Here is a 26,886-nt window from a genome sequence, read left to right as displayed (position 1 = left end):
GGGCTCGAACGCGAGACGCCCATTGGAAGCGTGACCTCGCGTCTTGCACAACCTGTTGGAGAAGCAATCGCTGCACATTGCCCGAAGCACCGGATGCGCGACGAAGAAGGCGAATGGACGAATTTACCGATCGATCCACCACGTTCGCCGCAACTTGGCGACTAAAATACCGATTAAAAGCGAGGCGTTGAACGACCGTTCACGGTAAGTTAGACGCCAATCGCCTGCAATTGCTTATCCAACAGGTTGCCGCTATTCTACCGTGCCGACTTTGAAAATGTGACTGTCGGACGAGAATTGCGCCTCGAAACGCGCCCCGGACCGGCCAGCGGGCTTTTGCGAGGCCCCGCCACCATCCGGGCGCAGTTGCGGTGCCCACGGCGCGCTGGTTGAACGCCGCTGCAGCCTCCGGTTAGCCACCGGGCAGCGGCGTCGATACAGCGATGTTTCATTCGAGCGATTTTCCCCGCTCACGTTCCCCAGCCCCACTGATGCCGCCCACCGTATTCATCGTCTCCGACGGTACCGGGATCACTGCCGAAACCTTCGCGCATTCGATCCTCTCCCAGTTCGACCAGAAATTCCGCCTGGTTCGCGTGCCTTTCGTCGACTCGACGGAAAAGGCCTATGCCACGCTCGAAAAGATCAACGAGGCGATCCAGCAGGACGGTCGCCGCCCGATCGTGTTCACGACGCTGGTGGACAGCGCGTCGAATCAGATCGTCAAAGGCTCGAACGCGCTCGTGCTGGACATGTTTCAGACGTTCGTGGAGCCGCTCGAACAGGAACTGGAACTGAAGTCGAGCCACGCGATGGGCCGCGGCCACCAGAACGCGGACACCGAGGAGTACAAGAACCGGATCGAGGCGATCAACTTCTCGCTCGCCCACGACGACGGCCAATCGAACCGCAATCTGGCCGACGCCGACGTGATTCTGGTCGGCGTGTCGCGCAGCGGCAAAACGCCGACGAGCCTCTATCTGGCCATGCAGTATGGCGTGAAAGCAGCCAACTATCCGCTGATTCCGGAAGATTTCGAGCGCGGCAAATTGCCTACGCCGCTACTCGCGCATCGGCAGAAAATGTTCGGATTGTCGATCGATCCACAGCGGCTTTCGGAGATTCGCAACGAGCGTCGTCCCGGCAGCAAGTACGCGGCGCCGGAGAATTGCCGCTATGAGATCAACGAGGCCGAAACGATGATGCGGCGGGAAGGGATCAAGTGGCTGTCGTCGACGCACAAGTCGATCGAAGAGATTGCAACAACCATCCTGCAGGAAATCAAGCTGGACCGGCCGGCTTATTGAACCGCCGCGTCAGCCCGGCAGCCTGAAGAGGAGACACGCGCGGCAGCGCGCGCGTGTCAAAAAACGGCGTCGAGCGAGAGGCGTCAAGCGCGCCCGCGCTGCTGGCGGCACTGCTCGAACATGCATACAGCCGCCGCAGCCGCCACATTCAACGACTCCATGCCGCCCGGCTGGGGAATCGTCACCCGCAACGAGACCGCGTCGCGCCAGATCTGCGAAACGCCCGCCCCTTCGTTGCCGAACACCCACGCGAGCGCTCCGCTCAGGTCGCAGTCGTAGATCGCCTCGGCGCCGTGCGAATCCGTAATGACGATCGGCACCGCGAGGCGCTCGACCAGCGCCTGCGCTTCCACGTCCTCGTGAATCTGCAAGAGGAAATGCGCGCCCATGCCGGAGCGCAAGACCTTCGAGGACCACGCGTACGCCGTCCCCGGCGCGCAGAACACCTGCTGAATACCGGCGGCCGCCGCGCTGCGCAGAATCGAGCCGACGTTGCCCGCGTCCTGCACGCCGTCGAGTACGAGGCAGGTTTGCGCGACGTTGTCGGGCAGCGGCGTGTCGAGCTTTTCGACCAGCAGCAGTATGCCCACACCGTGCACGACATTCGACAACTGCCCGAATAAAGCGTCCGGCAGCGTCACGACACGGTGATCTTCGATGCGTGCAACGATCGCCTGCGCTTCGTCATGGCGCAGCGCGCCGTCGGTGACGATGCACATTTCCGGTTGCCCGGCGACGTCGAGATACGCGCTCGCGAGATGAAACCCTTCGAGCAGCGCGTGGCCGCTCTTGCGCTGTTGATGCGTCGAGCCGGCCAATGCCTTCAGGCGTTTATAGAGCGGATTGTCCCGCGAGGTGATGGCTTTCACAGGCAGCGAAGACAGTGAGAATGAGGAAAGGGTTGTGACACGCGCCGCTAATGAAGCGCTCGCGCGACGTTCGCGTCAAGCTCAGACGGCGCTGCTGCGTTCGCCGAAGGCGTCGTCGTCGAACATCACTTCGGATACGACGATCACGTCGCCGGCCGCCAGCGGCACGCCGGTGCGCAACCGCAGATGCGCCTCACGCACCGGCGCGAACGAACGCCGATGATGCTCGCAAGGTCCATGTTCGCGCAACGCCGCGAGATGCTGCGGCGTGCCGTAACCGGCATGCGCATTGAAGCCGTAGACGGGATACGTCTGGTGCAATTCGAGCAGCATGCGGTCACGCGTGACCTTGGCAAGAATCGACGCCGCGGAGATGCTCTTCACGAGCGCGTCGCCGCCGATCACCGCTTCACTGCGAACGCTCAGTGTCGGACAGCGATTGCCGTCGACTTTCACGAGCGTCGGTACGACGGACAGGCCTTCCACGGCGCGCTTCATTGCCAGCATGGTGGCGTGCAGAATATTAAGCGAATCGATTTCTTCGACCGATGCCGAAGCGATGCAGTAGGCGAGCGCACGGTCGACGATCTTGTCATACAGCTCGTCGCGCTTCTTCGCGGTCAGCGCTTTGGAATCGTCGAGGCCGCGAATCATCGGCTTGGCCGGATCGAAAATCACCGCCGCTGCCACCACCGGGCCGGCTAGCGGTCCGCGCCCCGCTTCGTCCACGCCGCAGACAATGTCCTCCGGCGTCTCGAAGTTCAGGCCGACCTGCTGGGCCGCCGCTCCGGCAACGGTTTTGCGGCGCGGTGCGCGTGCGCCGGTCACGGCCGCCCCTTGCGCTTTTCGATGACGCTCGCCACGACTTCCGCCGCACGCTGCGCGGTGTTCTGCTTCAGCACGTGATGCATCTCCGTGAAGATTTCCGTCAGCGTGCGCCGGTTGGTCTCGTCGCGCAACTGTTTCAGCGTGGCTTCGGCCAGCGCCTGCGGCGTGGCGAAGTGCTGCAGGATCTCCGGCACCACGAACCGCCCCGCCAGGATGTTCGGCAGACCGACATAGGGCAGATACCCTTGACGGCGCATGATCTGGCCGGTCAGCCAGGGCACCTTGTACGAGATCACCATCGGCTTTTTCAGCAGCGCGGCTTCCAGCGTCACGGTGCCGCTCTTCACGAGGATCGCGTCAGCCGCGGTCATGGCGAGCTGCGACTGACCGTCGGTAATCGTCAGCGCGAGACCGGGGTGCGAATCCACCAGCGGCCGCAGCATCTCGCGCAGCGCCGGCGTGGCCGCCGGCATGACGAAGCGCAGACCGGGCTCCTGGTGCTGCATCATCTCCATCGCGGCGAAGAACGTCGGGCCGATCAGATCGATCTCCGAGCGCCGGCTACCCGGCAGCACCGCGATGATCGGGCCCTCTTCGGCCAGCCCCAGCGCCCGGCGCGCGCCGAGCGTGTCGGGTACGAGCGGAATCTCGTCGGCAAGCGGATGCCCGACGTACGATGCCGCGACGCCCGCCTTTTCCAGCAGCGCCGTTTCGAACGGGAACACGCACAGCATGTGGTCGACCGCCTTGGCGATCTTCTTGATGCGGCCACCGCGCCACGCCCAGATGGACGGACACACGAAGTGAACGGTCGGAATGCCGGCGTCGCGCAACGGATGCTCGAGCCCGAAGTTGAAATCGGGCGCATCCACGCCGACGAACACCGAGGGCGGCTCGGCCAGCAACTGGCGCTTCAGTTCGTTGCGGATGCCGAGAATGCCGGGAATGTGCTTCAGTGCCTCGACATAGCCGCGCACCGACAGCTTTTCCATCGGAAAATGGGCGTCGAAGCCCGTGGCGATCATGCGCGGGCCGCCGATTCCATAGTACTGGGTGCCGGCCGGCAATCGGCTTGCGAGACCGTCGAGCAGCGACGCCGCCAGCAGGTCGCCGGACGGTTCGCCGGCCACCATCGCCACGCGCAGTGGACTGGGTTGCAAAGCCATCGGTTAGCGGATGATGCCGCGTTGCGACGCTTCGACGAACGCGAGCAGCGTCTGCACCGGTTCGTCACCGTCGCCGCCCGCGGACGCGAGTTCGCGCAGTTGCACCTTCGCCTCTTCCAGCGACAGGCCGTTCTTGTACAACACGCGATAAGCCGCGCGCAGCGCCGAGATGGCGTCCGGCGAAAAACCGCGGCGGCGCAGGCCTTCGACGTTGATGCCGTGCGGCTCCGCCTTGTTGCCGGCGGCGATCACGAACGGCGGAATGTCCTGAACCAGCGCCGAGGCGCCGCCCAGCATGGAATGCGCGCCGATGCGCACGAACTGATGCACGCCCGACATGCCGCCGACGATCGCGTGGTCGCCAATCGTGACGTGGCCGGCCATCTGCGCATTGCTCGACAGAATGACGTTGCTGCCCACGTGGCAATCGTGCCCGATGTGCACGTACGCCATGATCCAGTTGTCGTCACCGAGCGTGGTGACGCCCGCGTCCTGCACCGTGCCGGTGTGGATCGTGGTGAACTCGCGGATCGTGTTGCGATTGCCGATGACGAGCCGGGTCGGCTCGTTGTTGTACTTCATGTCCTGCGGACGGCCGCCAACCGATGCGTAGTGGCCGATCCGGTTGTCTTCGCCGAGCGTGGTGTGACCTTCGATCACGCTGTGCGAACCGATCGTGGTCCGCGCGCCGATCGTCACATGTGCGCCGATCACGGCATACGGTCCGACTTCGACGGATTCGTCGAGTTGTGCGCCCGGTTCGACGATCGCAGTGGGATGAATCCTGCTCATGCGTCCTCGCTTCTGATTCTGTTGCGTTGTCTGGATGGGCATCTGGCGAAGCGGCCAGCGTGTGTATCACGCCGCCGACCGCCCGGACACTGGCTAGCGCGTCAAGCGTCCTTGTCCGTGTGCCGCACCGCGCACATCAGGTCGGCTTCCGCCGCTACCACGCCATCCACTTCGGCGCGCGCCTTGAACTTCCAGATGCCGCGCATATGACGCTCGAACGTGCAGTTCAGGATCAGCTGATCGCCCGGTTCCACCACGCGCTTGAAGCGCGCGTTGTCGATGCCGACGAACAGATACAGCGTGTTCGACGGGTCGCTCGGCTCTTCAGAAAACGTCAGCAGAGCCGCCGTTTGCGCGAGCGCTTCGAGAATCAGCACACCCGGCATCACCGGACGCGTCGGGAAGTGCCCCTGGAAATACGGTTCGTTGATCGACACGTTCTTCAACGCTTTGATGCTCTTGTGCGGCTCAAGTTCGAGCACCCGGTCGACCAGCAGGATCGGGTAACGATGTGGCAGCAGCGTGAGAATCTTATGAATGTCGAGATTGATTTTTTCGGTGCTCATGGTGTTTCTACTCGCGCATTGACTGCGCGATGATGACTGCGGATGCTGGTGCAGGTGGGTTGATAACGCATGCTGCCGGCGCTCGCCATGACCCGGCGGCCGTGCCACCCGGTCACGGCAACCGACTTTGCTTCCTGATGCTCGCCCGCTATTTTACGCGGTGCCGGCAGGTTGCCCTGCGAAATGCATGGCGAATTGTCCCGCGAGTCGGCCTAAGAGTTACCCTGGTGCCTCTCAGGCCTGGTCGTCTGCGGAACGGCTTGCTGCATTGGCGGCCGGGCTGCCTTCCTTCTCAGCCGCGGCGTTTTCAAGCGCCTTGATACGATCGCGGAGTTTGTCGATGTTACGCAGCAATGCCGCGCTCTTGTTCCAGTCTGCATGGTTCACGGCCGGGAAGGCACTGGTGTACATACCAGGCTTCAACAGCGATTTCGAAACGCCCGACTTGGCCGTGACGATCACGTAATCGGCCAGCGTGACGTGACCGGCGATCCCGACCGCGCCGCCGATCATGCAATGGCGGCCGATCGTGGTACTGCCCGCAATGCCCGCGCAGCCGGCGATCACCGTATAGGCACCGACCTTGCAGTTGTGACCGATCTGCACGAGATTGTCGATCTTCACGCACTCTTCGATGATGGTGTCCGCCATTGCGCCGCGGTCGATGGTGGTGTTCGCACCGATTTCGACGTCTGCCGCGATCGACACGCCGCCCACCTGCGGAATCTTCACCCAGCTGCCGGTGCGCGCGTCACCCTCGCCGACGAAATCCGGCGCGAAGCCGAAACCGTCCGAGCCGATCACCGCGCCCGCGTGCACGATCACGCGCTCGCCGAGCTTGCAACCGTAGTACACCGCGACATTGGGATAGAGATGTGAACCCGCGCCAATGCGCGTGCCACGGCCGATCACGACATTGGCGTCGAGCCGCACGTTTTCGCCAATCACCGCACCCGCCTCGACCGTGACGTGCGGACCGATCACCGCGCTCGCGGCAATCTGCGCCGACGGGTCGATGGTTGCGCTCGGATGCACGCCTGGCACCGCCTTGGGCGATGCGAGGTCGATGAAGGTCTGCGCGACCCGCGCAAAGTAAGCGTACGGATTCGGCGTGACGATGAAGTTACGATTCTCGCGGGAAGCGAGTTTGGCGAGGTCGTCGGCGTTGATCAACACCGCGCCCGCACGGGTCGTTTCGACCTGCGACAGGTACTTCGGATTGGCGAGGAACGCCAGCTGGTCCGGGCCTGCCTGGTCGAGCGGCGCGAGACTGCCGACGCGCTGCGAACCGTTTCCGACTACTTCACCGCCGAACCGTTGGACGATGTCCTCGAGCGTAAATGCCATGCCTATCCTGTCTCCTACCGTTCAGTCCAACTTGTCAGATCTTCTGTTGCCGGGCGACCTGCCCCACTGCAGCACTCAGTTACCCGACGCCGCCAGCGCCTTGAGCACCTGATCGGTGATGTCGATGCGCGGGCTCACGTACACGGCTTCCTGGACGATCAGGTCGTAGTGCTGGGCCTCTGCGATCTGCTTGATCACCTTGTTGGCGCGGTCGAGCACCGCCGCCAGTTCTTCGTTGCGGCGCTGGTTCAGATCCTCGCGAAACTCACGTTGCTTGCGCTGGAAATCCGTGTCCAGTTGCGACAGATCGCGCTGTTTTTGCGCGCGATCGGCGGGCGACATGGACGCGCCGTTCTTGTCGAGGGAGTCGGACATCGACTTCAGCTTCTGCGCCATGTCGGCCAAGTCCTTGTCACGCTTGGCGAACTCTGCCTCGAGCTTGACCTGCGCGGCCTTCGCAGCAGCGGATTCGCGCAGGATACGGTCGGAGTTGACCGCCGCGATCCTCGCCTCCTGCGCATGCGCCACCCCGACCCCCAAGGTCATTGCCAGCGCCAGCGCGCACGCCACACGTTTCGAAAACATACCGGTTAGCAAAGTCATCCTCTCGATACTGTAGTTTGGCCAGCCGCTTCTGGCCCAGCCGCCAGCCGCCCGATCAGAACGCCGTCCCGATCTGGAACTGGAATTTCTGATACTGGTCGCCCGTATGCTTCGTGAGCGGGAAGCCCAGGCTCAGCTTCAGCGGACCGATCGGCGAGATCCACGCCAGACCGACACCATAGCCGTAACGCAGACCGTTGGCGCCGATGCTGTTACCTTCCGTGCCCCACACGTTACCAGCGTCGAGGAACGTGAAGACACGCAGCGTGCGGTCGTAACCCGTGCCCGGCAGCGGGAACGTCAACTCGACGTTACCCACCAGCAGCTTCGAGCCGCCGATCGGGTCGTTCGTCTTGGCGTCGCGCGGACCCAGCGAGCTCGGCTCGTAGCCCCGCACCGAACCGATACCGCCCGCATAGTAGTTCTTGAAAATCGGATAAGGCTTGCCGCCGAGGCCGTTACCGTAACCGCCCTGGAAGTTGAAGCCCAGCACGAACCCGCGCGAGAACGAGTAATAGTACTGCGCGTTGATGTCGGCCTTGTAGTACTGCGTGCCACCGATCGGCGTGCCGTATTCGGCGTTCGCCTGCGTGAAGTAACCGCGGCTCGGCACCAGTGCGCTGTCACGCGCGTCGCGCGACCAGCCTACCGTGATCGGCACGTTGTTCGACACACGGCCGAATTCGTGCACGTAGTCGATATAGCTTTGCGGCGTGTTCGAGTCGATGTCGAGCTGGTTCTGCTCGAGGCCGGCGCCGAAGTAGACCGTGTCCACTTCGGAGAACGGAATACCGAACTTCAGGTCACCACCGATCGTGACGATCTTGAAGCTCGAATCCGTGGAGTAATACAGCGGCTGATACGTACGGTAATAAACGTCGGTAATCCGCTTGATACCGTCGACCGTAAAGTACGGATCGACTTGCGTGACCGTCAACGTGCGGTACGTCTTCGCGGTATTCACGTTCACCGCGAGACTCGTACCCGAGCCGAACACGTTGTCCTGCGAGACGCCTGCCGAGAGCACCACCTTGTCGGTCGACGAAAAGCCCGCACCCAGCGTGATCGCGCCAGTCGGCTTTTCGGCCACCTTGACGTCCACATCGACCTGGTCTGGCGTGCCTTCCACCGGCACCGTGGTCACGTCGACGTCCGTGAAATAGCCGAGACGGTTGATCCGGTCTTTCGACAGCGCGAGGCGGTTCGAATCGAACCACGAGCTTTCGAGCTGGCGCATTTCGCGGCGCACCACTTCGTCACGCGTGCGGGTGTTGCCCACCACGTTGATGCGGCGCACGTAGACGCGGCGGCTCGGGTCCACCTGCAGCGTCAGGTCGACCTTGTGGTTGGACTGATCGATCTGCGGCTGCGCATTGACGGTGGCGAACGCATAGCCGTATTCGCCCAGCTTGTCGACGATCGCCTTGGTGGTGGCTTGCAGCTTTTCAGCCGAGAAGCGGTCACCCGGTTTGATCTTGATGAGCTTGGCCAGCTCCGGCTCGCGGTCGAGCAGATTGCCTGCCAGCTTGATGCTCGAAATCGTGTACGGCTCGCCTTCATGCAGCGTGACCGTCAGATACATGTCCTTCTTGTCCGGCGAGATAGAGACCTGAGTCGAGTCGATGTTGAATTCGAGGTAGCCGCGATTCAGGTAATACGAGCGAACGTTTTCGAGGTCGCCGGTGAGCTTGTCTTTCGCGTACAGGTCGTTCTTCGTGTACCACGAGAACCAGTTCGGCGTGGACAGCTGCATTTCGTCGCGCAGCGTACCCGTGCTGAACGCCTTGTTGCCGATGAAGTTGATCTGGCGGATCTTCGCGCTCGGACCTTCGGCCACCGAGAACAGCACCGACACGCGGTTGCGGTCGATCGGCGTGATCGTGGTGGTGACCTCGGCGGCGTAATAACCGCGCGTGAGGTACTGACGCTTCAGTTCCTGCTCGGCCTTGTCGACGAGCGCCTTGTCGTAATAACGGCCCTGCGACAAGCCGACCGCGCGCAGCGCCTTGGTCAGGTTTTCCTTGTCGAACTCATGAATGCCGGCGAAGTCGATCGTGCCGATAGCCGGACGCTCCAGCACCTGCACGATGACGACATTGCCTTCGGTCGCGATCTTGACGTCGTTGAAGAAGCCCGTGGCATACAGGGCGCGAATGGCCTCCGATGCCTTGTCGTCGCTGAAGGTGTCGCCCTGCTTGATGGGCAGGTAGGCGAACACGGTACCAGGTTCGACGCGTTGCAATCCCTCGATCCGGATGTCTTGCACCACGAAGGGCGTCGTTGCGTGAGCAACCAGCCCATGCGCGGCGAATGCCGCGGCTATAACCGTCTTTGGAACAAAGCGATGAGGTTTAAACAACGTGCTTCCCCAGTGTGTATAGCTGCATCAGGTCGGGCGGTCGCCATCGTGAACGCCGCCGAACACTTTAAAAATGGATTAAACGAGCCAGATCGTTGAACAGCGCGATCGCCGACAACGCGACGATGCAGGCGAGACCCGCCCTCTGAAAAACGAGTTGCCAGCGATCGGAGACAACTTTACCGGTAACAGCTTCAACCAAATAATATAACAGATGACCCCCGTCCAATACCGGAATTGGTAACAGGTTCAGTACGCCAAGACTAATACTGACAAGGGCCAGGAACGACAGGAATGCAGAAGGACCTAGACGTGCGCTCTTTCCTGCGTAATCGGCGATCGTCACCGGCCCGGAAAGATTCTTGAGCGATGCTTCGCCCACGATCATCCTGCCGAACATCCGCACCGAATACACCGCGAGATCCCACGTGCGGCGCGCGCCCAGTTGCAGGCTTTCAACCGGCCCATAGTGCACGTCGATCGACGGCACCTGGGTAGCCAGTTCCGCGCCGATGCGACCGATCTGCTGGCCCGTCGCTTCGTCACGCTGCGCCTGCGGGACGATGTTCACGTCTTCGAGCTTGCCCGCCGCCTTACCTCCGCGCTCGACCTGCAACGTGACTGGTTTGCCGGCGTGCGATTTTACATAAGCGATAAAGGCCGTGGCATTTTCGGTCGGAATTCCGTCGACGGCGCGCAGACGATCGCCGGCGACGAGCCCAGCCTTTTGCGCCGCGCTGCCCGGCTGCACACCGGCCACCGTCAGCTTGCCACCACCCGGCTCGAAACCGAGATGCGACATGAAGTCGTCGTCGACGTCTTTTTCGGTGAGGCCGCGCAGATCGAGTTGAAAGTCCGACGTGCCGTGCGCGTCTTTCGCGCTCAGAACGACGCGCTTGTGATCGAATGCCGCACCCAGCAGTTTCCACCGCAGGTCCGACCATGAGCGCACCGGCTCGGATTGGCCGGCGTTCTCGGCACGCACGGCAACGATCGTCTCGCCGCCGTCGAAGCCGGCGAGCGCCGCGGGTGTATTCGGCGCGGGCGCCGCGACCACGGCCGCCGGCTCCGTCACGCCGGTGGCGAAGACGAGCGCGAACAGCACGATCGCCAGAAGGAAGTTCGCGACCGGGCCGGCCGCGACAATCGCAAAACGGCGCCACACGGACTGCCGGTTGAACGCATGCGGCAATGCTTCCACGGGAATCGGCTCGGCGCTGTTTTCGCGCTCGTCGAGCATCTTCACGTAGCCGCCGAGCGGCAGCGCGGCAATGGTCCATTCGGTGCCCGTCTTCGGGCTCACCCACTGGAACAGCGGCTTGCCGAAGCCAATCGAAAAGCGCAGCACCTTGACGCCGCACAGGCGCGCCACGCTGTAATGCCCGTATTCGTGGACGACCACGAGTACGCCAATCGCGACCGCGAAGGCGAGCAGTTCGATCAGCAGGTTCATGAGCGCCTCACTGGACGGCGCGTTCCGTGCGACGGGCGCCGTCGGGCAGACGCGCGATGAATTCGGCAGCGGCGCGACGCGCGGCGGCATCCGCTTCGATCACGTCCTCGAGCGCGTGCGCGCTGCGGTTCGGCAGCGCGTTGAGCACCGCGTCGACCACCTGGGCAATCGCCATGAAACCGATCTGGCGCGCGAGGAACGCCTCCACCGCTATTTCGTTCGCAGCGTTCAGCGCCGCGCTCGCGAGGCCTCCCTCGGCGAGTGCCTTGACTGCAAGGGCGAGACACGGAAAGCGCGTGTAATCCGGCTTTTCGAACGACAACGACGCGACCTGCAGCAGATCGAGTTGCGCCACGCCCGAATCGACGCGATCCGGAAACGCCAGCGCATGGGCGATCGGCGTGCGCATGTCGGGATTGCCAAGCTGCGCGAGCACCGAACCGTCGGCGTACGAGACCATCGAGTGGATCACGCTTTGCGGGTGAATCAGCACGTCGATGCGCTCGCCCGGCAGATCGAACAGCCAGTGCGCCTCGATCACTTCGAGGCCCTTGTTCATCATGGTGGCCGAGTCGACCGATATCTTGCGGCCCATGACCCAGTTCGGATGCTTACAGGCTTCTTCCGGCGTGACGTCGACAAGTGTGGCCGGTTCGCGCGTACGGAACGGGCCGCCCGAAGCGGTCAGAATGATCTTGGAGACGCCGCCGTGCAGCGCGGCTTCGCGCGGCAAGCATTGGAAAATCGCGTTGTGCTCGCTGTCCACCGGCAGCAGGACGGCGCCGTTGTCGCGCACCGCGTCCATGAAGATCGCGCCGGACATGACCAGCGCTTCCTTGTTGGCGAGCAGGATGCGTTTGCCGGCGCGCGCGGCGGCAAGGCTCGGCGCGAGGCCGGCCGCGCCGACGATCGCCGCCACCACCGTATCGCAGCCGTCGCTCTTCGACACGTCGACGAGCGCCTGCGGTCCGTACGTGACCTCGGTCTTGCAACCCGCCTCGCGCAATTTCGCGGCGACGCTGGCGGCCGTGTCGGCGTCGCCGACCACCGCGACTTCGGGCTGAAAGCGCAGGCATTGCTCGACGAGCTTGTCGCCGTTGCGATGCGCGCTCAGCGCATACACCGAAAAACGCTCGGGATGACGCGCGACGACGTCGAGCGTGCTGTCTCCAATCGAGCCCGTGGAACCGAGCAGTGTCAGACGTTTTTGCATATCTCTTTCTCTAGCCGAGCAGCAGCATGGCAAGCGGCAGCACCGGCAACAATGCGTCGATGCGGTCGAGCACGCCACCGTGCCCCGGCAACAGGCCGCTTGAATCTTTCACACCGGCCTGGCGTTTCATCATGGATTCGAACAGGTCGCCCACCACACTGAAAACGACCAGCAGGGTCAGGGCGAGCAACGTGCGCACGGCGCCCCAATGCGCCAGCAACGCAGAATACAGGGTCGGCTCGAACGCATGCAAAAAGACCGCCGCCGCCGCGACGATCATCACCACCAGCCAGCCGCCGATCGCGCCCTCCCAAGTCTTACCCGGACTGATGGCAGGTGCCAGCTTGTGTTTTCCGAATGCTTTTCCCGAGAAGTATGCGCCGATATCGGCCAGCCATACCAATAGCAGCAACGACAGCACGAACGGCACACCCTGCATGCGCGCGGCGACGAGAGCATGCCAGCACGCGACGAATACCACAATGCCGGCAACAAACAGAAAGGAGCGCCATGCGCCCTGGGCGAGCGTGGGCTTGCGCAACAGCACGAACGGACCGGCGATCACCCAGAAAATCGCGGCCGCCTGAAAGAGCGGCCTCGCCTGCTCGATACCGGTGCCAAGGCGCGTGCTGGCGACGAGCGCCACCGCGGCCACCAGCGCATAAATGACCGGGCCCGCGCCGCCCAGCTTGAGCAGGCGCGCCCACTCCCATGCGGCGAACACGACGACGAAGGCGATAAGCGCGCCGAACGCACCCACCGGCGCGAACAACGTCACCGGCAGGAAGACCGCCAGCAGGATGATCGCCGTGATGACACGGGTTTTTAGCATGGAAGCGAATCGACGTTTTGCGATTGCGGCTCGAGTTGAGCACTGGTGCGGCCGAAGCGGCGTTCGCGCTCCGCGTACGAAGCGATGGCGTGGCCGAGCGCGTCGGCGTCGAAATCCGGCCAGAACGTGTCGGTGAAGTAGAACTCGGTGTAAGCGAGCTGCCACAGCAGGAAGTTGCTGACACGGCGCTCGCCGCCGGTGCGGATGAACAGATCCGGCTCCGGCGCATAAGCCATGGAGAGGTGCTCGGCGAACGATTCCTCGGTCACCTCGACCGCCTTGCCCGCCAGCGCCGACTGTTCGGCGAGCTTGCGGGTGGCCTGCATGATGTCCCAGCGGCCGCCGTAGTTCGCGGCGATCGTGAGTGTAAGGCGGGTATTGCGCGCGGTCTTGGTCTCCGCGCGCTTGATCAGGTCGCGGATGCGCGTATCGAAGCGCGACAGATCGCCCACTACCCGCAAACGGATGCCGTTGGCGTGCAGTTTGCCGATCTCGCGCTCCAGCGCGGTCACGAACAGGCGCATCAGGAACGACACTTCGTCGTTGGGACGACGCCAGTTTTCCGAGCTGAAAGCGAACAGCGTCAGATATTCGACACCCTGACGGGCGCACGCCTCGACGGCCGCACGCACCGCGTCGACGCCGCGCGTATGGCCCGCCACGCGCGGCAGACGCCGCTGGGTGGCCCAACGGCCGTTGCCGTCCATGATGATCGCGATATGTCGCGGCACCGCGGCGACATCAGGCACGCGCACGGTTGAGCTGGTATAGGTCATGGCCGTCGGGACAGTGACTGCAAATAAAGAAGTGGAAACCCTGAAAGTACCGAGTGCCCCCAAACCTGGCGCTTCACACCAGCCGCCCGAGGGGGCAATCCCCGAAGGGGATGTCCTGCGGGGCGGAAAACCTGGGGCGGCCCGGCGTTTTTCTGAGAGGCGACCGGCCTCAGACCGTCATGATCTCGGCTTCTTTCGTCACGACGAGTTTGTCGATTTCGGCAACGAACTTGTCCGTCAGCTTCTGAACGTCGTCACCGGCACGACGCTCGTCGTCTTCCGAAATTTCTTTGTCCTTCACGAGCTTTTTCAGTTGCTCGTTTGCATCACGGCGCAAATTGCGCACGGCGACCTTGGCCGTTTCCGCTTCGCTCTTGACCACTTTGGTCAGTTCGCGGCGGCGCTCTTCGGTCAACGCGGGCATCGGCACGCGAATCACGTCGCCTTGCGTGGCCGGGTTCAGGCCGAGGTCCGACTCGCGGATCGCCTTTTCGACGACCTGAACCATCTTCTTTTCCCACGGCTGCACGCCAATCGTGCGGGCGTCGATCAGCGTCAGGTTCGCGACTTGTGAAATCGGCACCGGCGAACCGTAGTAATCGCACTGGATGTGATCCAGCAGGCCCGTATGCGCACGGCCCGTGCGGATCTTCGACAGGTCGTTCTTGAACGCGTCGATGGAGCGCTGCATCTTTTGTTCAGCGCCCTTTCGGATATCAGCCACAGACATTTTTAAACCTCCGAACCTTCAAAACGGTGCGAGCCGGCCAGCGCGCGCAAGATGCGGCGACCCGGGCTCGCGTCAAAGCCCACGTTATGTGAACGAGAGTTTACACGTGGACGAGAGTGCCTTCGTCCTCACCTTGTACGATGCGCTTGAGCGCGCCCGGCTTGACGATCGAAAACACCCGGATCGGCAGCTTCTGGTCGCGGCACAGTGCGAACGCCGTGGCGTCCATGACCTGCAGATTGCGGCCGATTGCCTCGTCGAAGCTGATCGTGGTGTAACGGGTCGCGCTCGGGTCTTTCTTCGGGTCGGCGGAGTAGACGCCGTCCACCTTCGTTGCTTTCAGCACGACTTCCGCGCCAATTTCCGAGCCGCGCAGCGCTGCGGCCGTGTCGGTCGTGAAGAACGGGTTGCCGGTGCCGGCCGCGAAAATCACGACTTTGCCTTCTTCGAGCTGGCGAATCGCGCGGGGCCGGATGTACGGCTCGACCACCTGGTCCATGCGCAGCGCCGATTGCACGCGCGCCTCGATACCGGCGTGGCGCATGGCGTCCTGCAGCGCCAGGGCGTTCATCATGGTGGCCAGCATGCCCATGTAGTCGGCCGTGGCGCGATCCATACCCGCCGCGCCGCCTGCGACGCCGCGGAAAATATTGCCGCCGCCGATCACCACGGCCAGCTGCGTTCCGAGACGGACCACTTCGGCCACGTCCGCCACCATTCGTTCGATGGTCGCGCGATTGATGCCAAAGGCATCGTCGCCCATCAGAGCTTCACCGGAGAGTTTGAGCAGGACGCGTTTATAGGCAGTGGGCATAGGGGTATCCAGATCGCGCAGAACAGGGCAACAACAAGGGACTAATGTAGGGGTGAAATGCTGATTCGGGCAAGCGTCGCCAAATTGACGAACCCTGGGGTTCGCCAGCGGCGGCTGCGCCACGAGGGTCAACCCGCGCGCAGCCTTGCGGCGCTGCCGACCGCGGCAAAGTCTTGCTCTGCCGCGGGTCCAACGATACAACAGTGATGCTTGGGTGCGACTTATTGTTGCTTTGCAGCAGCGACTTGAGCGGCCACTTCAGCTGCGAAGTCGTCCTGCTTCTTCTCGATGCCTTCGCCGACCACGAACAGTGCGAACTTCTGCACGCTCGCGTTGCCGGCCTTCAGCATCTGTTCGATCGTCTGCTTGTCGTTCTTAACGAACGTCTGGTTCAGCAGCGACACTTCCTTCAGGTACTTCTGCACGCTGCCGTCGACCATCTTGGCGACGATTTCAGCCGGCTTGCCCGATTCGGCGGCCTTCTGTTCAGCAATGCTGCGTTCCTTGGCGATCAGATCCGCCGGCACGTCGTCCGACGACAGCGAAACCGGCTTCATTGCGGCGATGTGCATTGCCACGTCCTTGCCGACCTGCTCGTCCGCGCCCGTGTACTCGACCAGCACGCCGATACGCGTGCCGTGCAGGTACGCTGCCAGCTTGTTGGCGGTGTCGAAGCGCACGAAACGGCGGATCGACAGGTTTTCGCCGATCTTGCCGACCAGCGCGAGACGCACTGCGTCGACCGTCGAGCCGTCCAGCGGCAGTGCCGACAAAGCAGCGACGTCAGCCGGGTTTTGCGTAGCGACCAGCTCAGCGACCTTCTTCGAGAAAGCCAGGAAGTCGTCGTTCTTCGAAACGAAGTCGGTTTCGCAGTTCAGCTCGACCAGCGAACCTGCATTGCCGCCGATGAACGATGCGACCACGCCTTCAGCCGTCACGCGCGACGCTGCCTTGCTGGCCTTGTTGCCCAGCTTCACGCGCAGCAGCTCTTCAGCGCGCGCCATGTCGCCGTCGGCTTCCGTCAGCGCCTTCTTGCATTCCATCATCGGCGCGTCGGTCTTTGCGCGCAGTTCTGCAACCATGCTTGCGGTAATTGCCGCCATCATTTGCTCCTTGAGTTCCGTCTGTCACACGCCGCCCGCATTTCGATGCCGGCGGCAAGAATTCGTTTCAGCGTTGCGCGTACTTTTTTACGGACAACGCCTGGGCACCGCTCGGAAGACTGCCGGCCGCACCCTACTACAATATCGCGGCTTAAAAAAAGGGGGCCTGTAGAAAGCCCCCTTTTTTGCCGGACACGGGGCAGCTTTACGCTTCCGCGTTGACCTCGACGAACTCGTCGCCGTCGCCACCACGTGCAGCCTGCACCACTTCGTTGACCGCGTTCGCACGGCCTTCAACGATCGCGTCAGCCACGCCAGCCGTGTACAGAGCGACAGCCTTCGAGGCGTCGTCGTTACCCGGGATCACGTAGTCGATGCCTTCCGGCGAGTGGTTCGTGTCGACCACGGCGATGACCGGAATGCCGAGCTTGTTGGCTTCGGTCACGGCAATCTTGTGGTAGCCGACGTCGACCACGAAGATCGCGTCCGGAATGCCGCCCATGTCCTTCACGCCGCCGATCGACTTTTGCAGCTTGGCCATTTCGCGTTCGAACAGGAGCGCTTCCTTCTTGCTCATGCGTTCGGTTTCGCCTGCTTCCAGCGCCGCTTCCATGTCCTTCAGGCGCTTGATCGATACCTTCAGCGTCTTGAAGTTGGTCAGCATGCCGCCGAGCCAGCGAGCATTGACGTACGGCATACCAGCGCGTTGTGCTTCTTCAGCGATGGTGTCGCGCGATTGACGCTTCGTGCCAACGAACAGGATCGTGCCGCGGTTCGCTGCCAGTTGACGCGCGTACTTCAGCGCGTCGTTGTACATCGGCAGCGTCTTTTCGAGGTTGATGATGTGAATCTTGTTGCGATGACCGAAAATGAACGGGGCCATCTTCGGGTTCCAGAAGCGCGTTTGGTGACCGAAGTGGACACCGGCTTCCAGCATTTGACGCATGGTAACTGCCATGAAAATCTCCGCGAGGGTTGGGTCTTAAGCCGGCTGCCGTATCGGCCGCGCCGCCATTTCATCTATCTGGCTGAACGCGACGGACACCCTGGGTGCGCCGGCTTGCGAGTCTGCTGCCTTGTCATGCTTTACTACCTCATAGCGCAGGCAACCAGCGCCATGAGAAGCCGCTCCCGCCAAACTTTTCACTCACATGGAGACCATATGAAGCAATAAAGCAAGACAGAGATCGACTTAGCCAAAGATTATAGCACGCGACTATTGCACGACTCAACCTGCTCCGGTAGCTCCTGTCTGACGCCGCCGGTTGCACCCGCGTACTCGCCGCCCGCCCCCGATCGACCAGCCCGAGCCAGCCGACCCAACCCGCCCTGGCATGGTGCAATGCCGACTGCGGCGCGCCTTCGACACTGAGCGGCATTGCGCCACCGCGGCGAAAGCCGCCTGCTCAATGGACCACCTCAGGGACCACCTCAGGGACTCGCGCACGAGCCCTCGACAGGCGTCACTCCCGTCGCAAAAGCCTGCGGCGGCAGGAATATGGTGCGATAATCTCGCAATAAATCGCATTTCAGGCCCGACTCATGGCTATTACGCTCAAAAACGAACACGATATCGCGCAGATGCGCGTCGCTTGCAAACTCGCGAGCGAAGTGCTCGACTACATCACGCCGTTCGTCACGGCGGGCATCACCACTGGCGAACTCGACCGCCTGTGCCACGAATACATGCTGAAGGAACAGGGCACGATTCCGGCGCCGCTGAACTATCAGCCGCCCGGCTACCCGCCCTACCCGAAAGCCACCTGCATTTCCGTCAACGACGTGATCTGCCACGGCATTCCGGGCGACAAGACCTTGAAGAACGGCGACGCGCTGAATATCGACGTCACCGTCATCAAGGAAGGCTATTTCGGCGACACCAGCCGCATGTTCATCGTCGGCGAAGGCTCGATCCTGGCCAAACGTCTGGTTCAGACCACCTTCGAATGCATGTGGCTCGGCATCGACCAGGTGCGTCCGGGCGCCCATCTCGGCGACATCGGCTATGCGATCCAGAAACATGCGGAAGGCCAGGGCTACAGCGTGGTGCGCGAATATTGCGGTCACGGCATCGGCACGGTGTTCCACGAGGACCCGCAGATCCTGCACTACGGCCGCCCCGGCACCGGGCTCGAGCTGCAAACCGGCATGATCTTCACGATCGAGCCGATGATCAATGCCGGCCGCCGCGACATCCGCACCATGCCGGACCAGTGGACCGTCAAAACGAAAGACCGCAGCCTGTCGGCGCAGTGGGAGCATACCGTGCTCGTCACCGAAACCGGCTACGACGTGCTGACCGTTTCGGCCGGCACGCCCGCGCGTCCGCCGATCGTCGCGGCCACCGCCTGACTGACTTCCGAACCCACCGCCGCCTGCCAATGAGTAGTGTTCCAGCCCTCGCCCAATCCCCTGCCAGGTCGCTCAAGGCGGAGTACAAAGTGGCCAAAGCCCAACTGCTGGAACGCTTCAGGACGGCCACCAACGTCGAGGCGCTGATGGCCTCGCTCGCGCGCGCCACCGACGATTCCCTGAGCGCCGTCTGGAACACCTGCGACCTGCCGCCCGAGCTGGCCTTGCTGGCGGTGGGCGGCTACGGGCGCGGCGAACTGGCGCCGCACTCCGACATCGACATTCTGGTGTTGCTGCCCGACGCGCCGATCGGGCATCTGGAAGCCCGCATCGAACGCTTTATCAGTCTCGCCTGGGATTTGGGGCTCGAACTGGGCAGCAGCGTACGCAGCGTGTCGCAATGCCTCGATGAAGCCGCCAACGACGTCACGGTGCGCACCTCGCTGCTCGAAGCACGGCGCATAACCGGCAGCGCGGAGTTGTTCGACGACTTCGCGAAGCGTTACCGCGACGCGCTCGACCCCAAAGCCTTCTTCCAGGCCAAAGTGCTGGAAATGCGCCAGCGCCACGCCAAATTCCAGGACACGCCTTACTCGCTCGAACCCAACATCAAGGAGAGCCCGGGCGGCCTGCGCGATCTGCAACTGATTCTGTGGATCACCCAGGCGGCCGGTTTCGGCAGCAGCTGGCGCGAACTCGAAGCGCGCGGCCTGATCACCGAGCGCGAGGCGCGCGAACTGCGCCGCAACGAGAGTTTCCTGAAAGCGCTGCGTGCGCGGCTGCATGTGATCGCCGGGCGTCGTCAGGACATCATGGTGTTCGACCTGCAAACGGCGGTGGCGGAGAGCTTCGGCTACAAGCCGACCGCCACCAAGCGCGCGAGCGAACAGCTCATGCGCCGCTACTACTGGTCTGCCAAGGCTGTCACGCAACTCGCCACGATCCTGATCCAGAACATCGAGGCGCAACTCTTTCCCAGCACGAGCGGCGTCACGCGTGTGCTGTCGGACCGCTTCGTCGAGAAGCAGGGCATGCTGGAAATCGCCAGCGACGACGTGTTCCAGCGCGAGCCGAACGCGATCCTCGAGGCTTTCCTGCTGTACGAACAGACGCCCGGCGTAAAAGGCCTGTCGGCGCGCACCCTGCGCGCGATCTACAACGCCCGCGACGTGATGGATCAGCATTGGCGGCGGGACCCGGAAAACCGGCGCCTCTTCATGGACATCCTGAAGCAGCCGGCCGGCATCACGCACGCACTGCGCCTGATGAACCAGACCAGCGTACTGGGGCGCTATCTGCTCAACTTCCGGCGCATTGTCGGGCAGATGCAGCACGATCTGTATCACGTCTACACCGTCGACCAGCACATTCTGATGGTGCTGCGCAATCTGCGGCGCTTCGCCGTGGCCGAGCACGCGCACGAATATCCGTTCTGCAGCCAGCTGATCGCCAACTTTGACCGGCCGTGGGTGCTGTACGTGGCGGCGCTGTTTCACGACATCGCCAAAGGCCGCGGCGGCGACCATTCCACGCTCGGCATGGCCGACGCGCGGCGCTTCTGCCGCAATCACGGCATTCTCGGCGACGACGGCGAACTCGTCGTGTGGCTGGTCCAGCAGCATCTGACCATGAGCCAGGTCGCTCAGAAGCAGGATACGAGCGACCCGGAAGTCATCAAGCGATTTGCCGAACTGGTCGGCACCGAGCGCCGCCTCACGGCGCTCTACCTGCTGACCGTGGCCGACATCCGCGGCACCAGTCCGAAAGTCTGGAACACGTGGAAAGGCAAGCTGCTCGAAGATCTGTACCGCGCCACCCTCTCCGTACTCGGCGGCGCACGCCCGGATGCGCATTCGGAACTGAAGTCCCGGCAGGAAGAAGCGCTTGCGCTGCTGCGCCTCGAAACCGTGCCGGAAGGTGCGCAGAGGGCGCTATGGGACAAGCTCGACATCGGCTATTTCCTGCGTCACGACGCGGCGGATATCGCGTGGCAAACACGTGTGCTGTATCGCCATGTCGAAACGCCGACGCCGATCGTGCGGGCCCGTCCGTCGCCGATCGGCGAGGCGCTTCAGGTGCTGGTCTATGTGAAGGATCAGCCCGATCTGTTCGCCGGCATTTGCGCGTATTTCGACCGCAATGGCTTGTCGGTGCTCGATGCGCGGGTCAGCACGACCCGTCACGGTTACGCGCTCGATAATTTCCTCGTCGCGCATACCGAAGAAGACGTGCATTATCGCGATATTGCCAATCTGGTCGAACAGGAACTGACCGCTCGCCTCACGGGTGACGGCACCCTGCTTCCGGGACCGTCGAAAGGCCGTCTGTCACGGCTGTCGCGGACCTTCCCTGTTACGCCGCGCGTCGATCTTCGGGCCGACGAGCGCGGCCAATATTACATCCTGTCCGTGTCGGCGAACGACCGGCCAGGCCTTCTTTATTCGATTGCGCGCGTGCTGGCCGAGCATCGGGTCGGCGTCGCTTCGGCGCGGATCAATACGCTCGGCGAACGCGTCGAAGACGTGTTCCTGCTTGATGGACGCGGCCTGTCTGACAGCCGCCTGCAAATTCAGGTCGAGACCGAACTGCTGCGCGCGATTGCAGTGTGAGATTTCATGCGAGTCAAATTAACAGCCAAGCACCCGCGGCCGGCTTCGTCCGAACGCGCCCCTGTCCGTACCGGAAGTCCATCGGCGCGTAAGCCGACGCGCCCGGCGGGGCCGAAGCCTTCTGAGTCGACGGCGGGTATCGGCGGAGCCCGGAGCGAACGCACTGGCGCGCCGGCTGGAAGCGGCAAGCGACCGGCCGGCGGCAAGCCGGCGGGCGCTGGCGCTCGTCCGGCAAAGGCCGAAGGGTCGTTTTCGCGCGAGCGGACGGCCGGTGGGACTCAGCGGGCCGCGTCGGATCGGCCGCCGCGCCGCGAAGGCGCCGGCAGTACGGGTGCGCCGCGCCGGTTTGAAGGCAGCGGCGAGCGCGCTCCGCGTCGCGACGATGGTGAACGCGCCCCGCGCCGGTTTGAGGGCAGCGGTGATCGTAGCGAACGTGGGCCGCGCAGGACCGAGGGCGAGCGGGCACCGCGCCGCTTTGAAGGTGGCAGCGAACGTGCCCCGCGCCGCGCCGAGGGAGAGCGCGCGCCACGTCGGTTTGAAGGTGGTGCTGACCGCAGCGAACGCCCACTCCGTCGCACCGAAGGTGAACGTGCACCGCGTCGCTTTGAAGGTGGCGCTGACCGCAGTGAACGCGCACCCCGCAGGGCTGAGGGTGAACGTGCACCGCGTCGGTTTGAAGGCAGCAGCGAGCGCGCCCCGCGTCGCGACGATGGCGAACGCGCCCCGCGCCGGTTTGAAGGCAGTGGTGATCGTAGCGAACGCGCCCCGCGCCGCGCTGAGGGTGAACGCGCCCCACGTCGGTTTGAAGGTGCCAGCGATCGCGCCCCCCGTCGCACCGAGGGTGAACGCCCGCCACGTCGGTTTGAAGGTGCCAGCGACCGCGCCCCGCGCCGCGACGATAACGAACGCCGCCCGTTCAGCGGTGCGCGTCCTGGCACGGGCCGTCCGTCCGAAGGCTCGTCGCGCGGCGATCGTCCGGAACGTCGTGAGCGCGATGCGTCCGACCGTCCGCGCTTCGGCAGCGACCGTGGCGCTCCGCAAGAGCGCCGTGGCGGTGAGCGCGGGCCGCGCAACGACAGCGCGCCGCGTCGTTTCGAAGGCGAGCGCGGTTCGTCCGAACGCGGTGAACGCAGTTTTGCCAAGCCCGTCAAGAGCGGCTACGGCGAGCGCTCCGACCGTCCGGCACGCGCTCCGCGCGACGAGCGCGGCGATCGCGCGCCGGCCAAACGCGAATTCGGCGACCGTCCTGCGCGCGGCGCGGAGCGCACCGAGCGCCCTGCCCGCAGCTTCGACAAGACCTTGCCCGCCGCCGGACGCCGCTTCGGCGACGAGCGGCCCGCGCGCGCCGACAAGCCGCGCGGCGCAGCACGAAGCGAGCGCGATTCCGAAGTCGATGCCACGCCGCGCACGCCGCGTCGCGATTACGAAGACGCGCCGGGCACTTTGCGCCTGTCCAAGCTGATGTCGGAACTCGGTATGTGTTCGCGCCGCGAAGCCGACGAGTGGATCGAAAAAGGCTGGGTGATGGTGGACGGCGAGCGCATCGACACGCTCGGCACCAAGGTTCGCCCGGACCAGCGTATCGAGATCGACCCCGCCGCCGAAGCCGCGCAAGCAAGCCAGGTGACAGTGCTGATCCACAAGACAGTGGGCTTCGTCTCCGGTCAGGCGGAAGACGGTTATCAACCGGCCATCACGCTCGTTACGCCGGAGAACCGCTGGGAAGGCGACCGCTCGGACATTCGCTTTTCGGTCGCGCATTTGCGCCAGCTCGCACCGGCCGGCCGTCTGGATATCGACTCGACGGGCTTGCTGGTACTGACTCAGGACGGCCGTATCGCGAAGCAGCTGATCGGCGGTCATTCGGAAATCGACAAGGAGTATCTCGTGCGCGTGGCGTTCGGCGAGCACACCACCGACGTCGAAAGCCACTTCCCGCCGGAAAGTCTGGCGCTGCTGCGGCACGGCCTCTCGCTCGACGATGTGCCGCTCAAACCCGCGCAGGTCAGTTGGCAGAACGGCGAACAATTGCGTTTTGTGCTGCGTGAAGGCAAGAAGCGCCAGATTCGCCGCATGTGCGAACTGGTCGGCCTCGAAGTGATCGGCCTGAAGCGCGTGCGCATGGGCCGTGTGATGCTGGGCGCGCTGCCGCCTGGGCAATGGCGCTACCTGTCAGCCGACGAATCGTTCTGACTATGTGTCCGGTGCTGAGGGCGCGGTTAGATCCTCACCCGGTCGATAGCCTGGCGGCGGTGCAAAACGACCCCACGTTTGTTCGAAAACGTGGGGTTGTTTGCTAATGAGCCGGTCCTTCCGACGCCCTGCCGCCTGTCAGCGTGGACGACGCTGGACGAGTCTCACGCTTCACCAGGTCCGAGAGACGCGCCAGTTTGCCGCTATCCGTCAATTCTGCTTCGACTTCAATGGTTCCGCTATAGGAACACCCGCGGCGGTTCATCACCCCGCGGCACATCACCCCAACAGCTTCAATCGTCGCTATTCGGATCCATATCCGGAAACAGCACTTCCGTGAACCCGAACTTCGCGAAGTCGTTGATCCGCATCGGATAGAGCTTGCCGATCAGGTGATCGCACTCATGCTGCACGACGCGCGCGTGAAAACCCTCCGCGACGCGATCGATAGGTTTGCCGTACTGGTCGAATCCGTGATATTTGATCATCGAAAACCGGCTCACCGCGCCGCGCAAGCCCGGCACAGACAGGCAGCCTTCCCAGCCCTCTTCCATGTCCTGCGAGACCGGCGTGATGGTCGGATTGATCAGCACCGTTTCCGGCACCGGTGGCGCATCCGGGTAGCGCTCGTTGTGGCCGAAGCCGAAGATCACCACCTGCAGATTGACGCCGATCTGCGGCGCGGCGAGGCCCGCGCCATTGGCGTCATGCATGGTCTCGAACATGTCCTTCACGAGCTCATGCAACTCGGGCGTGTCGAAGTGATCGACCGGATCGGCAATACGCAAAAGGCGCGGATCGCCCATCTTAAGAATTTCGCGGATCATAACTGCCCCTCCAGGAGCTTACGCATACCATCTTCGTCGAGTACGGGAATGCCGAGTTCCTCGGCCTTAGCCAACTTGCTGCCGGCTTCGGCTCCCGCCACCACATAGTCCGTTTTCTTCGACACGGATCCGGCCACTTTCGCGCCGGCGGCTTCCAGCATTTCCTTTGCCTCTTCGCGCGCGAGGCTCGGCAAGGTGCCGGTCAACACGACCGTCTTACCGGCCAGCACGCCTTGCGGCGCTTTCGGAGCGGGCGGCCCTTCCGCCCACGTGACTTTGCCCGGCGCGCGCAGTTGCTCGATCACCGTACGGTTGTGCTCTTCGGCGAAGAACTGATGAATCGACTCGGCCACTACCGGCCCGACGTCGTTGACCTCCAGCAAGGCTTCCACCGACGCGTCCATGATCGGATCCAGCGAGCCGAAGTGCTTGGCCAGGTCTTTGGCCGTGGACTCGCCCACATGGCGAATACCGAGCGCGTAGATGAAGCGCGCCAACGTGGTGTGCTTGGCCTTTTCGAGCGAGTCGAGCAGGTTTTGCGCGGACTTTTCCGCAAAGCGGTCGAGTTCGGAGAGCGTCGCGAAGCCGACATTGAACAGATCGGCCGGCGTACGCACGAGATTCTGCTCGACCAGTTGATCGATGATTTTTTCGCCCAGTCCGTCGATATCCAGCGCGCGCCGCTGCGCGAAATGCCACAGCGCCTGCTTGCGCTGCGCGGGACAGAACAGTCCGCCGGTACAGCGCGCAATCGCCTCGTCCGGCAAGCGCTCGATATTCGAGCCGCACACCGGGCAATGCGTGGGCATGACGAACTCGCGCGCATCCTCAGGACGCCGGTCGAGCAGCGCGCTCACCACTTCGGGAATCACGTCGCCGGCGCGCCGCACGATCACCGTGTCGCCGATGCGGATGTCCTTGCGGCGCACTTCGTCTTCGTTATGCAGCGTGGCGTTCGTGACCGTCGCGCCGCCGACGAACACCGGCTCGAGCCGCGCCACCGGCGTAATCGCACCGGTACGGCCGACCTGCACGTCGATCGCGACGAGTCTGGTGAGCGCCTCCTGCGCGGGGAATTTGTGCGCGAGCGCGAAACGCGGCGCGCGCGACACGAAACCGAGCGCCTCCTGCTCATCGCGCCGGTTGACCTTGTACACCACACCGTCGATGTCGTACGGCAGCTTCTCGCGCTTCTCGCCAACGGCGTGGAAAAACCCCAGCAAGCCCTCTGCGCCCCGCACCACCGCGCGTTCGCCATTCACAGGCAAGCCGAGTTCTTTGTACCAGTCGAGCAGTTCGCTATGCGTGGCCGGCATGTCCATGCCTTCGAGCACGCCGATTCCATAAGCGAAAAACGACAGCGGCCGCTGCGCGGTGATTTTCGAATCGAGCTGCCGCAAACTGCCCGCCGCCGCATTGCGCGGGTTGGCGAACTCCTTCTGTTCAGCAGCCCGCTGACGTTCGTTCAGACGCTCGAAATCGCGCTTGAACATCAGCACTTCGCCACGCACGTCGAGCACGGCCGGCACGCGTTTGCCCTTGAGCTTGAGCGGAATGGAGCGGATCGTGCGGACGTTTTCGGTAACGTTCTCGCCGGTCGTGCCGTCGCCGCGCGTGGACGCCTGAACGAACACGCCGTCGACGTAACGCAGCGAGATGGCAAGGCCGTCGAACTTCAGTTCGGCCGCGTAATCGACCGGCACCGGGGGCTCGCTCGCGTTCTTGCCGAGCGCATCGCCGATACGCTTGTCGAATGCAACGATGTCTTCGTCCGCGAAACCGTTGTTTAGCGACAGCATGGGCTGGTCGTGCACGACCGGCTCGAAACCGCTGGCCGCCTCGCCGCCCACGCGTTGAGTGGGCGAATCCGGCACGATCAGGTCAGGATGTTCCGTCTCGATGCGCTCGAGTTCCTTGAACAGCCGGTCATATTCCGCGTCGGGCAGGTCCGGCTGGTCGAGCACGTAGTACGCGTAATTGGCGCGTTCGAGTTCCGCGCGCAGCCACGCGGCGCGCTCTGCCGGGGCACTGCTTGCGGAGGGTGAGACGGGGGTTCGGGCCATGCTGTCGGAAGGTTCTTCAGTGAAAATCAGACATTGGATTATCGCAGGAAGCGTGCCCCTTTACATCGGCCGAATGGCCAGTTT

Annotated in this window: 22 protein-coding genes; 4 read left to right on the top strand and 18 right to left on the bottom strand. The window is 63.4% G+C overall.

Annotated elements, in window-relative coordinates:
* Positions 1 to 491 precede the first annotated feature (491 nt).
* Positions 492 to 1,307: a posphoenolpyruvate synthetase regulatory kinase/phosphorylase PpsR gene (gene ppsR, locus BLW71_RS04020; RefSeq protein ID WP_091793354.1), complete on the top strand. Its 816-nt coding sequence runs from the start codon at positions 492 to 494 to the stop codon at positions 1,305 to 1,307.
* Between the two features lie 83 nt (positions 1,308 to 1,390).
* Here the strand turns inward: ppsR and BLW71_RS04015 are convergent, their stop codons facing one another.
* From BLW71_RS04015 to rpsB, 16 genes are all read right to left on the bottom strand, one after another.
* Positions 1,391 to 2,176, bottom strand: coding sequence for a TrmH family RNA methyltransferase (locus tag BLW71_RS04015; RefSeq protein ID WP_091793352.1), 786 nt, complete (start codon positions 2,174 to 2,176; stop codon positions 1,391 to 1,393).
* Positions 2,177 to 2,257: 81 nt separating this feature from the next.
* Positions 2,258 to 3,004 (bottom strand): ribonuclease HII, encoded by a 747-nt coding sequence (gene rnhB, locus BLW71_RS04010; RefSeq protein WP_091793350.1) that lies wholly within the window; start codon positions 3,002 to 3,004, stop codon positions 2,258 to 2,260.
* Positions 3,001 to 4,170 carry a lipid-A-disaccharide synthase gene (lpxB, locus tag BLW71_RS04005; protein WP_091793348.1) on the bottom strand — a complete coding sequence of 390 codons (1,170 nt, stop codon included), beginning with the start codon at positions 4,168 to 4,170 and terminating at the stop codon, positions 3,001 to 3,003. Before lpxB ends, rnhB begins: the two co-directional genes overlap by 4 nt.
* A 3-nt stretch (positions 4,171 to 4,173) precedes the next feature.
* Positions 4,174 to 4,962, bottom strand: a complete 789-nt coding sequence (gene lpxA / locus BLW71_RS04000; RefSeq protein ID WP_091793346.1) for an acyl-ACP--UDP-N-acetylglucosamine O-acyltransferase — start codon at positions 4,960 to 4,962, stop codon at positions 4,174 to 4,176.
* 101 nt (positions 4,963 to 5,063) lie between these two features.
* Positions 5,064 to 5,528: a 3-hydroxyacyl-ACP dehydratase FabZ gene (gene fabZ / locus BLW71_RS03995; RefSeq protein ID WP_006048683.1), complete on the bottom strand. Its 465-nt coding sequence runs from the start codon at positions 5,526 to 5,528 to the stop codon at positions 5,064 to 5,066.
* A gap of 234 nt (positions 5,529 to 5,762) precedes the next feature.
* Positions 5,763 to 6,875: a UDP-3-O-(3-hydroxymyristoyl)glucosamine N-acyltransferase gene (gene lpxD, locus BLW71_RS03990; protein ID WP_091793344.1), complete on the bottom strand. Its 1,113-nt coding sequence runs from the start codon at positions 6,873 to 6,875 to the stop codon at positions 5,763 to 5,765.
* A gap of 75 nt (positions 6,876 to 6,950) precedes the next feature.
* Positions 6,951 to 7,472, bottom strand: coding sequence for an OmpH/Skp family outer membrane protein (locus BLW71_RS03985; RefSeq protein ID WP_177205078.1), 522 nt, complete (start codon positions 7,470 to 7,472; stop codon positions 6,951 to 6,953).
* A 61-nt stretch (positions 7,473 to 7,533) separates the two neighbouring features.
* A complete protein-coding gene (gene bamA, locus BLW71_RS03980) occupies positions 7,534 to 9,837 on the bottom strand; it encodes an outer membrane protein assembly factor BamA (protein ID WP_091793340.1) in 2,304 nt (767 codons plus the stop codon).
* 67 nt (positions 9,838 to 9,904) lie between these two features.
* Entirely contained in the window at positions 9,905 to 11,290 is a 1,386-nt protein-coding gene (rseP, locus tag BLW71_RS03975; protein WP_091800373.1) for an RIP metalloprotease RseP, read from the bottom strand.
* A 7-nt stretch (positions 11,291 to 11,297) separates the two neighbouring features.
* Positions 11,298 to 12,503: a 1-deoxy-D-xylulose-5-phosphate reductoisomerase gene (locus BLW71_RS03970; RefSeq protein ID WP_091793338.1), complete on the bottom strand. Its 1,206-nt coding sequence runs from the start codon at positions 12,501 to 12,503 to the stop codon at positions 11,298 to 11,300.
* A gap of 10 nt (positions 12,504 to 12,513) precedes the next feature.
* The gene (locus BLW71_RS03965; protein WP_091793336.1) at positions 12,514 to 13,335 is read right to left on the bottom strand and encodes a phosphatidate cytidylyltransferase; all 822 of its coding nucleotides are present in this window, start codon (positions 13,333 to 13,335) and stop codon (positions 12,514 to 12,516) included.
* Positions 13,329 to 14,111, bottom strand: a complete 783-nt coding sequence (gene uppS / locus BLW71_RS03960; RefSeq protein WP_091793334.1) for a polyprenyl diphosphate synthase — start codon at positions 14,109 to 14,111, stop codon at positions 13,329 to 13,331. The genes BLW71_RS03965 and uppS overlap by 7 nt, the downstream gene beginning before the upstream one ends.
* Before the next feature lie 169 nt (positions 14,112 to 14,280).
* Positions 14,281 to 14,841, bottom strand: coding sequence for a ribosome recycling factor (frr, locus tag BLW71_RS03955; protein WP_012433445.1), 561 nt, complete (start codon positions 14,839 to 14,841; stop codon positions 14,281 to 14,283).
* 100 nt (positions 14,842 to 14,941) lie between these two features.
* Positions 14,942 to 15,655, bottom strand: a complete 714-nt coding sequence (gene pyrH / locus BLW71_RS03950) for a UMP kinase (RefSeq protein ID WP_011488865.1) — start codon at positions 15,653 to 15,655, stop codon at positions 14,942 to 14,944.
* Positions 15,656 to 15,876: 221 nt separating this feature from the next.
* Entirely contained in the window at positions 15,877 to 16,758 is an 882-nt protein-coding gene (gene tsf / locus BLW71_RS03945) for a translation elongation factor Ts (RefSeq protein WP_091793333.1), read from the bottom strand.
* A gap of 205 nt (positions 16,759 to 16,963) precedes the next feature.
* Positions 16,964 to 17,716: a 30S ribosomal protein S2 gene (gene rpsB, locus BLW71_RS03940; RefSeq protein WP_007181432.1), complete on the bottom strand. Its 753-nt coding sequence runs from the start codon at positions 17,714 to 17,716 to the stop codon at positions 16,964 to 16,966.
* A 584-nt stretch (positions 17,717 to 18,300) separates the two neighbouring features.
* Here rpsB and map point away from each other — a divergent pair.
* The 3 genes from map to BLW71_RS03925 are packed head-to-tail and all read left to right on the top strand — an operon-like array spanning position 18,301 to position 23,912.
* Positions 18,301 to 19,110 carry a type I methionyl aminopeptidase gene (gene map / locus BLW71_RS03935; RefSeq protein WP_091793331.1) on the top strand — a complete coding sequence of 270 codons (810 nt, stop codon included), beginning with the start codon at positions 18,301 to 18,303 and terminating at the stop codon, positions 19,108 to 19,110.
* Between the two features lie 29 nt (positions 19,111 to 19,139).
* Positions 19,140 to 21,719 carry a [protein-PII] uridylyltransferase gene (locus tag BLW71_RS03930; RefSeq protein WP_091793329.1) on the top strand — a complete coding sequence of 860 codons (2,580 nt, stop codon included), beginning with the start codon at positions 19,140 to 19,142 and terminating at the stop codon, positions 21,717 to 21,719.
* Between the two features lie 6 nt (positions 21,720 to 21,725).
* A complete protein-coding gene (locus tag BLW71_RS03925; protein ID WP_091793327.1) occupies positions 21,726 to 23,912 on the top strand; it encodes a pseudouridine synthase in 2,187 nt (728 codons plus the stop codon).
* Positions 23,913 to 24,205: 293 nt separating this feature from the next.
* Here BLW71_RS03925 and def read toward each other — a convergent pair whose 3' ends face one another.
* Positions 24,206 to 24,739, bottom strand: coding sequence for a peptide deformylase (gene def, locus BLW71_RS03920; protein ID WP_007181426.1), 534 nt, complete (start codon positions 24,737 to 24,739; stop codon positions 24,206 to 24,208).
* On the bottom strand, positions 24,736 to 26,802 hold the full coding sequence (ligA, locus tag BLW71_RS03915; RefSeq protein ID WP_091793325.1) for an NAD-dependent DNA ligase LigA: 2,067 nt from the start codon (positions 26,800 to 26,802) through the stop codon (positions 24,736 to 24,738). The genes def and ligA overlap by 4 nt, the downstream gene beginning before the upstream one ends.
* Between the last annotated feature and the right edge of the window lie 84 nt (positions 26,803 to 26,886).

The organism is Burkholderia sp. WP9, assembly GCF_900104795.1.
In the GTDB taxonomy this organism is placed as follows: Bacteria; Pseudomonadota; Gammaproteobacteria; order Burkholderiales; family Burkholderiaceae; genus Paraburkholderia.
Note: the sequence above shows the minus strand (reverse complement) of the source record. Positions and strands in the feature narration are given on the sequence as shown.

Coding starts and splice junctions, on each gene's coding strand:
- pyrH (WP_011488865.1), bottom strand. CDS start 15,655: ATGCCCACTGCCTATAAACGCGTCCTGCTCAAACTCTCCGGTGAAGCT.
- ppsR (WP_091793354.1), top strand. CDS start 492: ATGCCGCCCACCGTATTCATCGTCTCCGACGGTACCGGGATCACTGCC.
- rpsB (WP_007181432.1), bottom strand. CDS start 17,716: ATGGCAGTTACCATGCGTCAAATGCTGGAAGCCGGTGTCCACTTCGGT.
- ligA (WP_091793325.1), bottom strand. CDS start 26,802: ATGGCCCGAACCCCCGTCTCACCCTCCGCAAGCAGTGCCCCGGCAGAG.
- lpxB (WP_091793348.1), bottom strand. CDS start 4,170: ATGGCTTTGCAACCCAGTCCACTGCGCGTGGCGATGGTGGCCGGCGAA.
- rseP (WP_091800373.1), bottom strand. CDS start 11,290: ATGAACCTGCTGATCGAACTGCTCGCCTTCGCGGTCGCGATTGGCGTA.
- def (WP_007181426.1), bottom strand. CDS start 24,739: ATGATCCGCGAAATTCTTAAGATGGGCGATCCGCGCCTTTTGCGTATT.
- BLW71_RS03970 (WP_091793338.1), bottom strand. CDS start 12,503: ATGCAAAAACGTCTGACACTGCTCGGTTCCACGGGCTCGATTGGAGAC.
- lpxD (WP_091793344.1), bottom strand. CDS start 6,875: ATGGCATTTACGCTCGAGGACATCGTCCAACGGTTCGGCGGTGAAGTA.
- uppS (WP_091793334.1), bottom strand. CDS start 14,111: ATGACCTATACCAGCTCAACCGTGCGCGTGCCTGATGTCGCCGCGGTG.
- BLW71_RS03965 (WP_091793336.1), bottom strand. CDS start 13,335: ATGCTAAAAACCCGTGTCATCACGGCGATCATCCTGCTGGCGGTCTTC.
- fabZ (WP_006048683.1), bottom strand. CDS start 5,528: ATGAGCACCGAAAAAATCAATCTCGACATTCATAAGATTCTCACGCTG.
- frr (WP_012433445.1), bottom strand. CDS start 14,841: ATGTCTGTGGCTGATATCCGAAAGGGCGCTGAACAAAAGATGCAGCGC.
- tsf (WP_091793333.1), bottom strand. CDS start 16,758: ATGGCGGCAATTACCGCAAGCATGGTTGCAGAACTGCGCGCAAAGACC.
- BLW71_RS03930 (WP_091793329.1), top strand. CDS start 19,140: ATGAGTAGTGTTCCAGCCCTCGCCCAATCCCCTGCCAGGTCGCTCAAG.
- map (WP_091793331.1), top strand. CDS start 18,301: ATGGCTATTACGCTCAAAAACGAACACGATATCGCGCAGATGCGCGTC.
- BLW71_RS03925 (WP_091793327.1), top strand. CDS start 21,726: ATGCGAGTCAAATTAACAGCCAAGCACCCGCGGCCGGCTTCGTCCGAA.
- lpxA (WP_091793346.1), bottom strand. CDS start 4,962: ATGAGCAGGATTCATCCCACTGCGATCGTCGAACCGGGCGCACAACTC.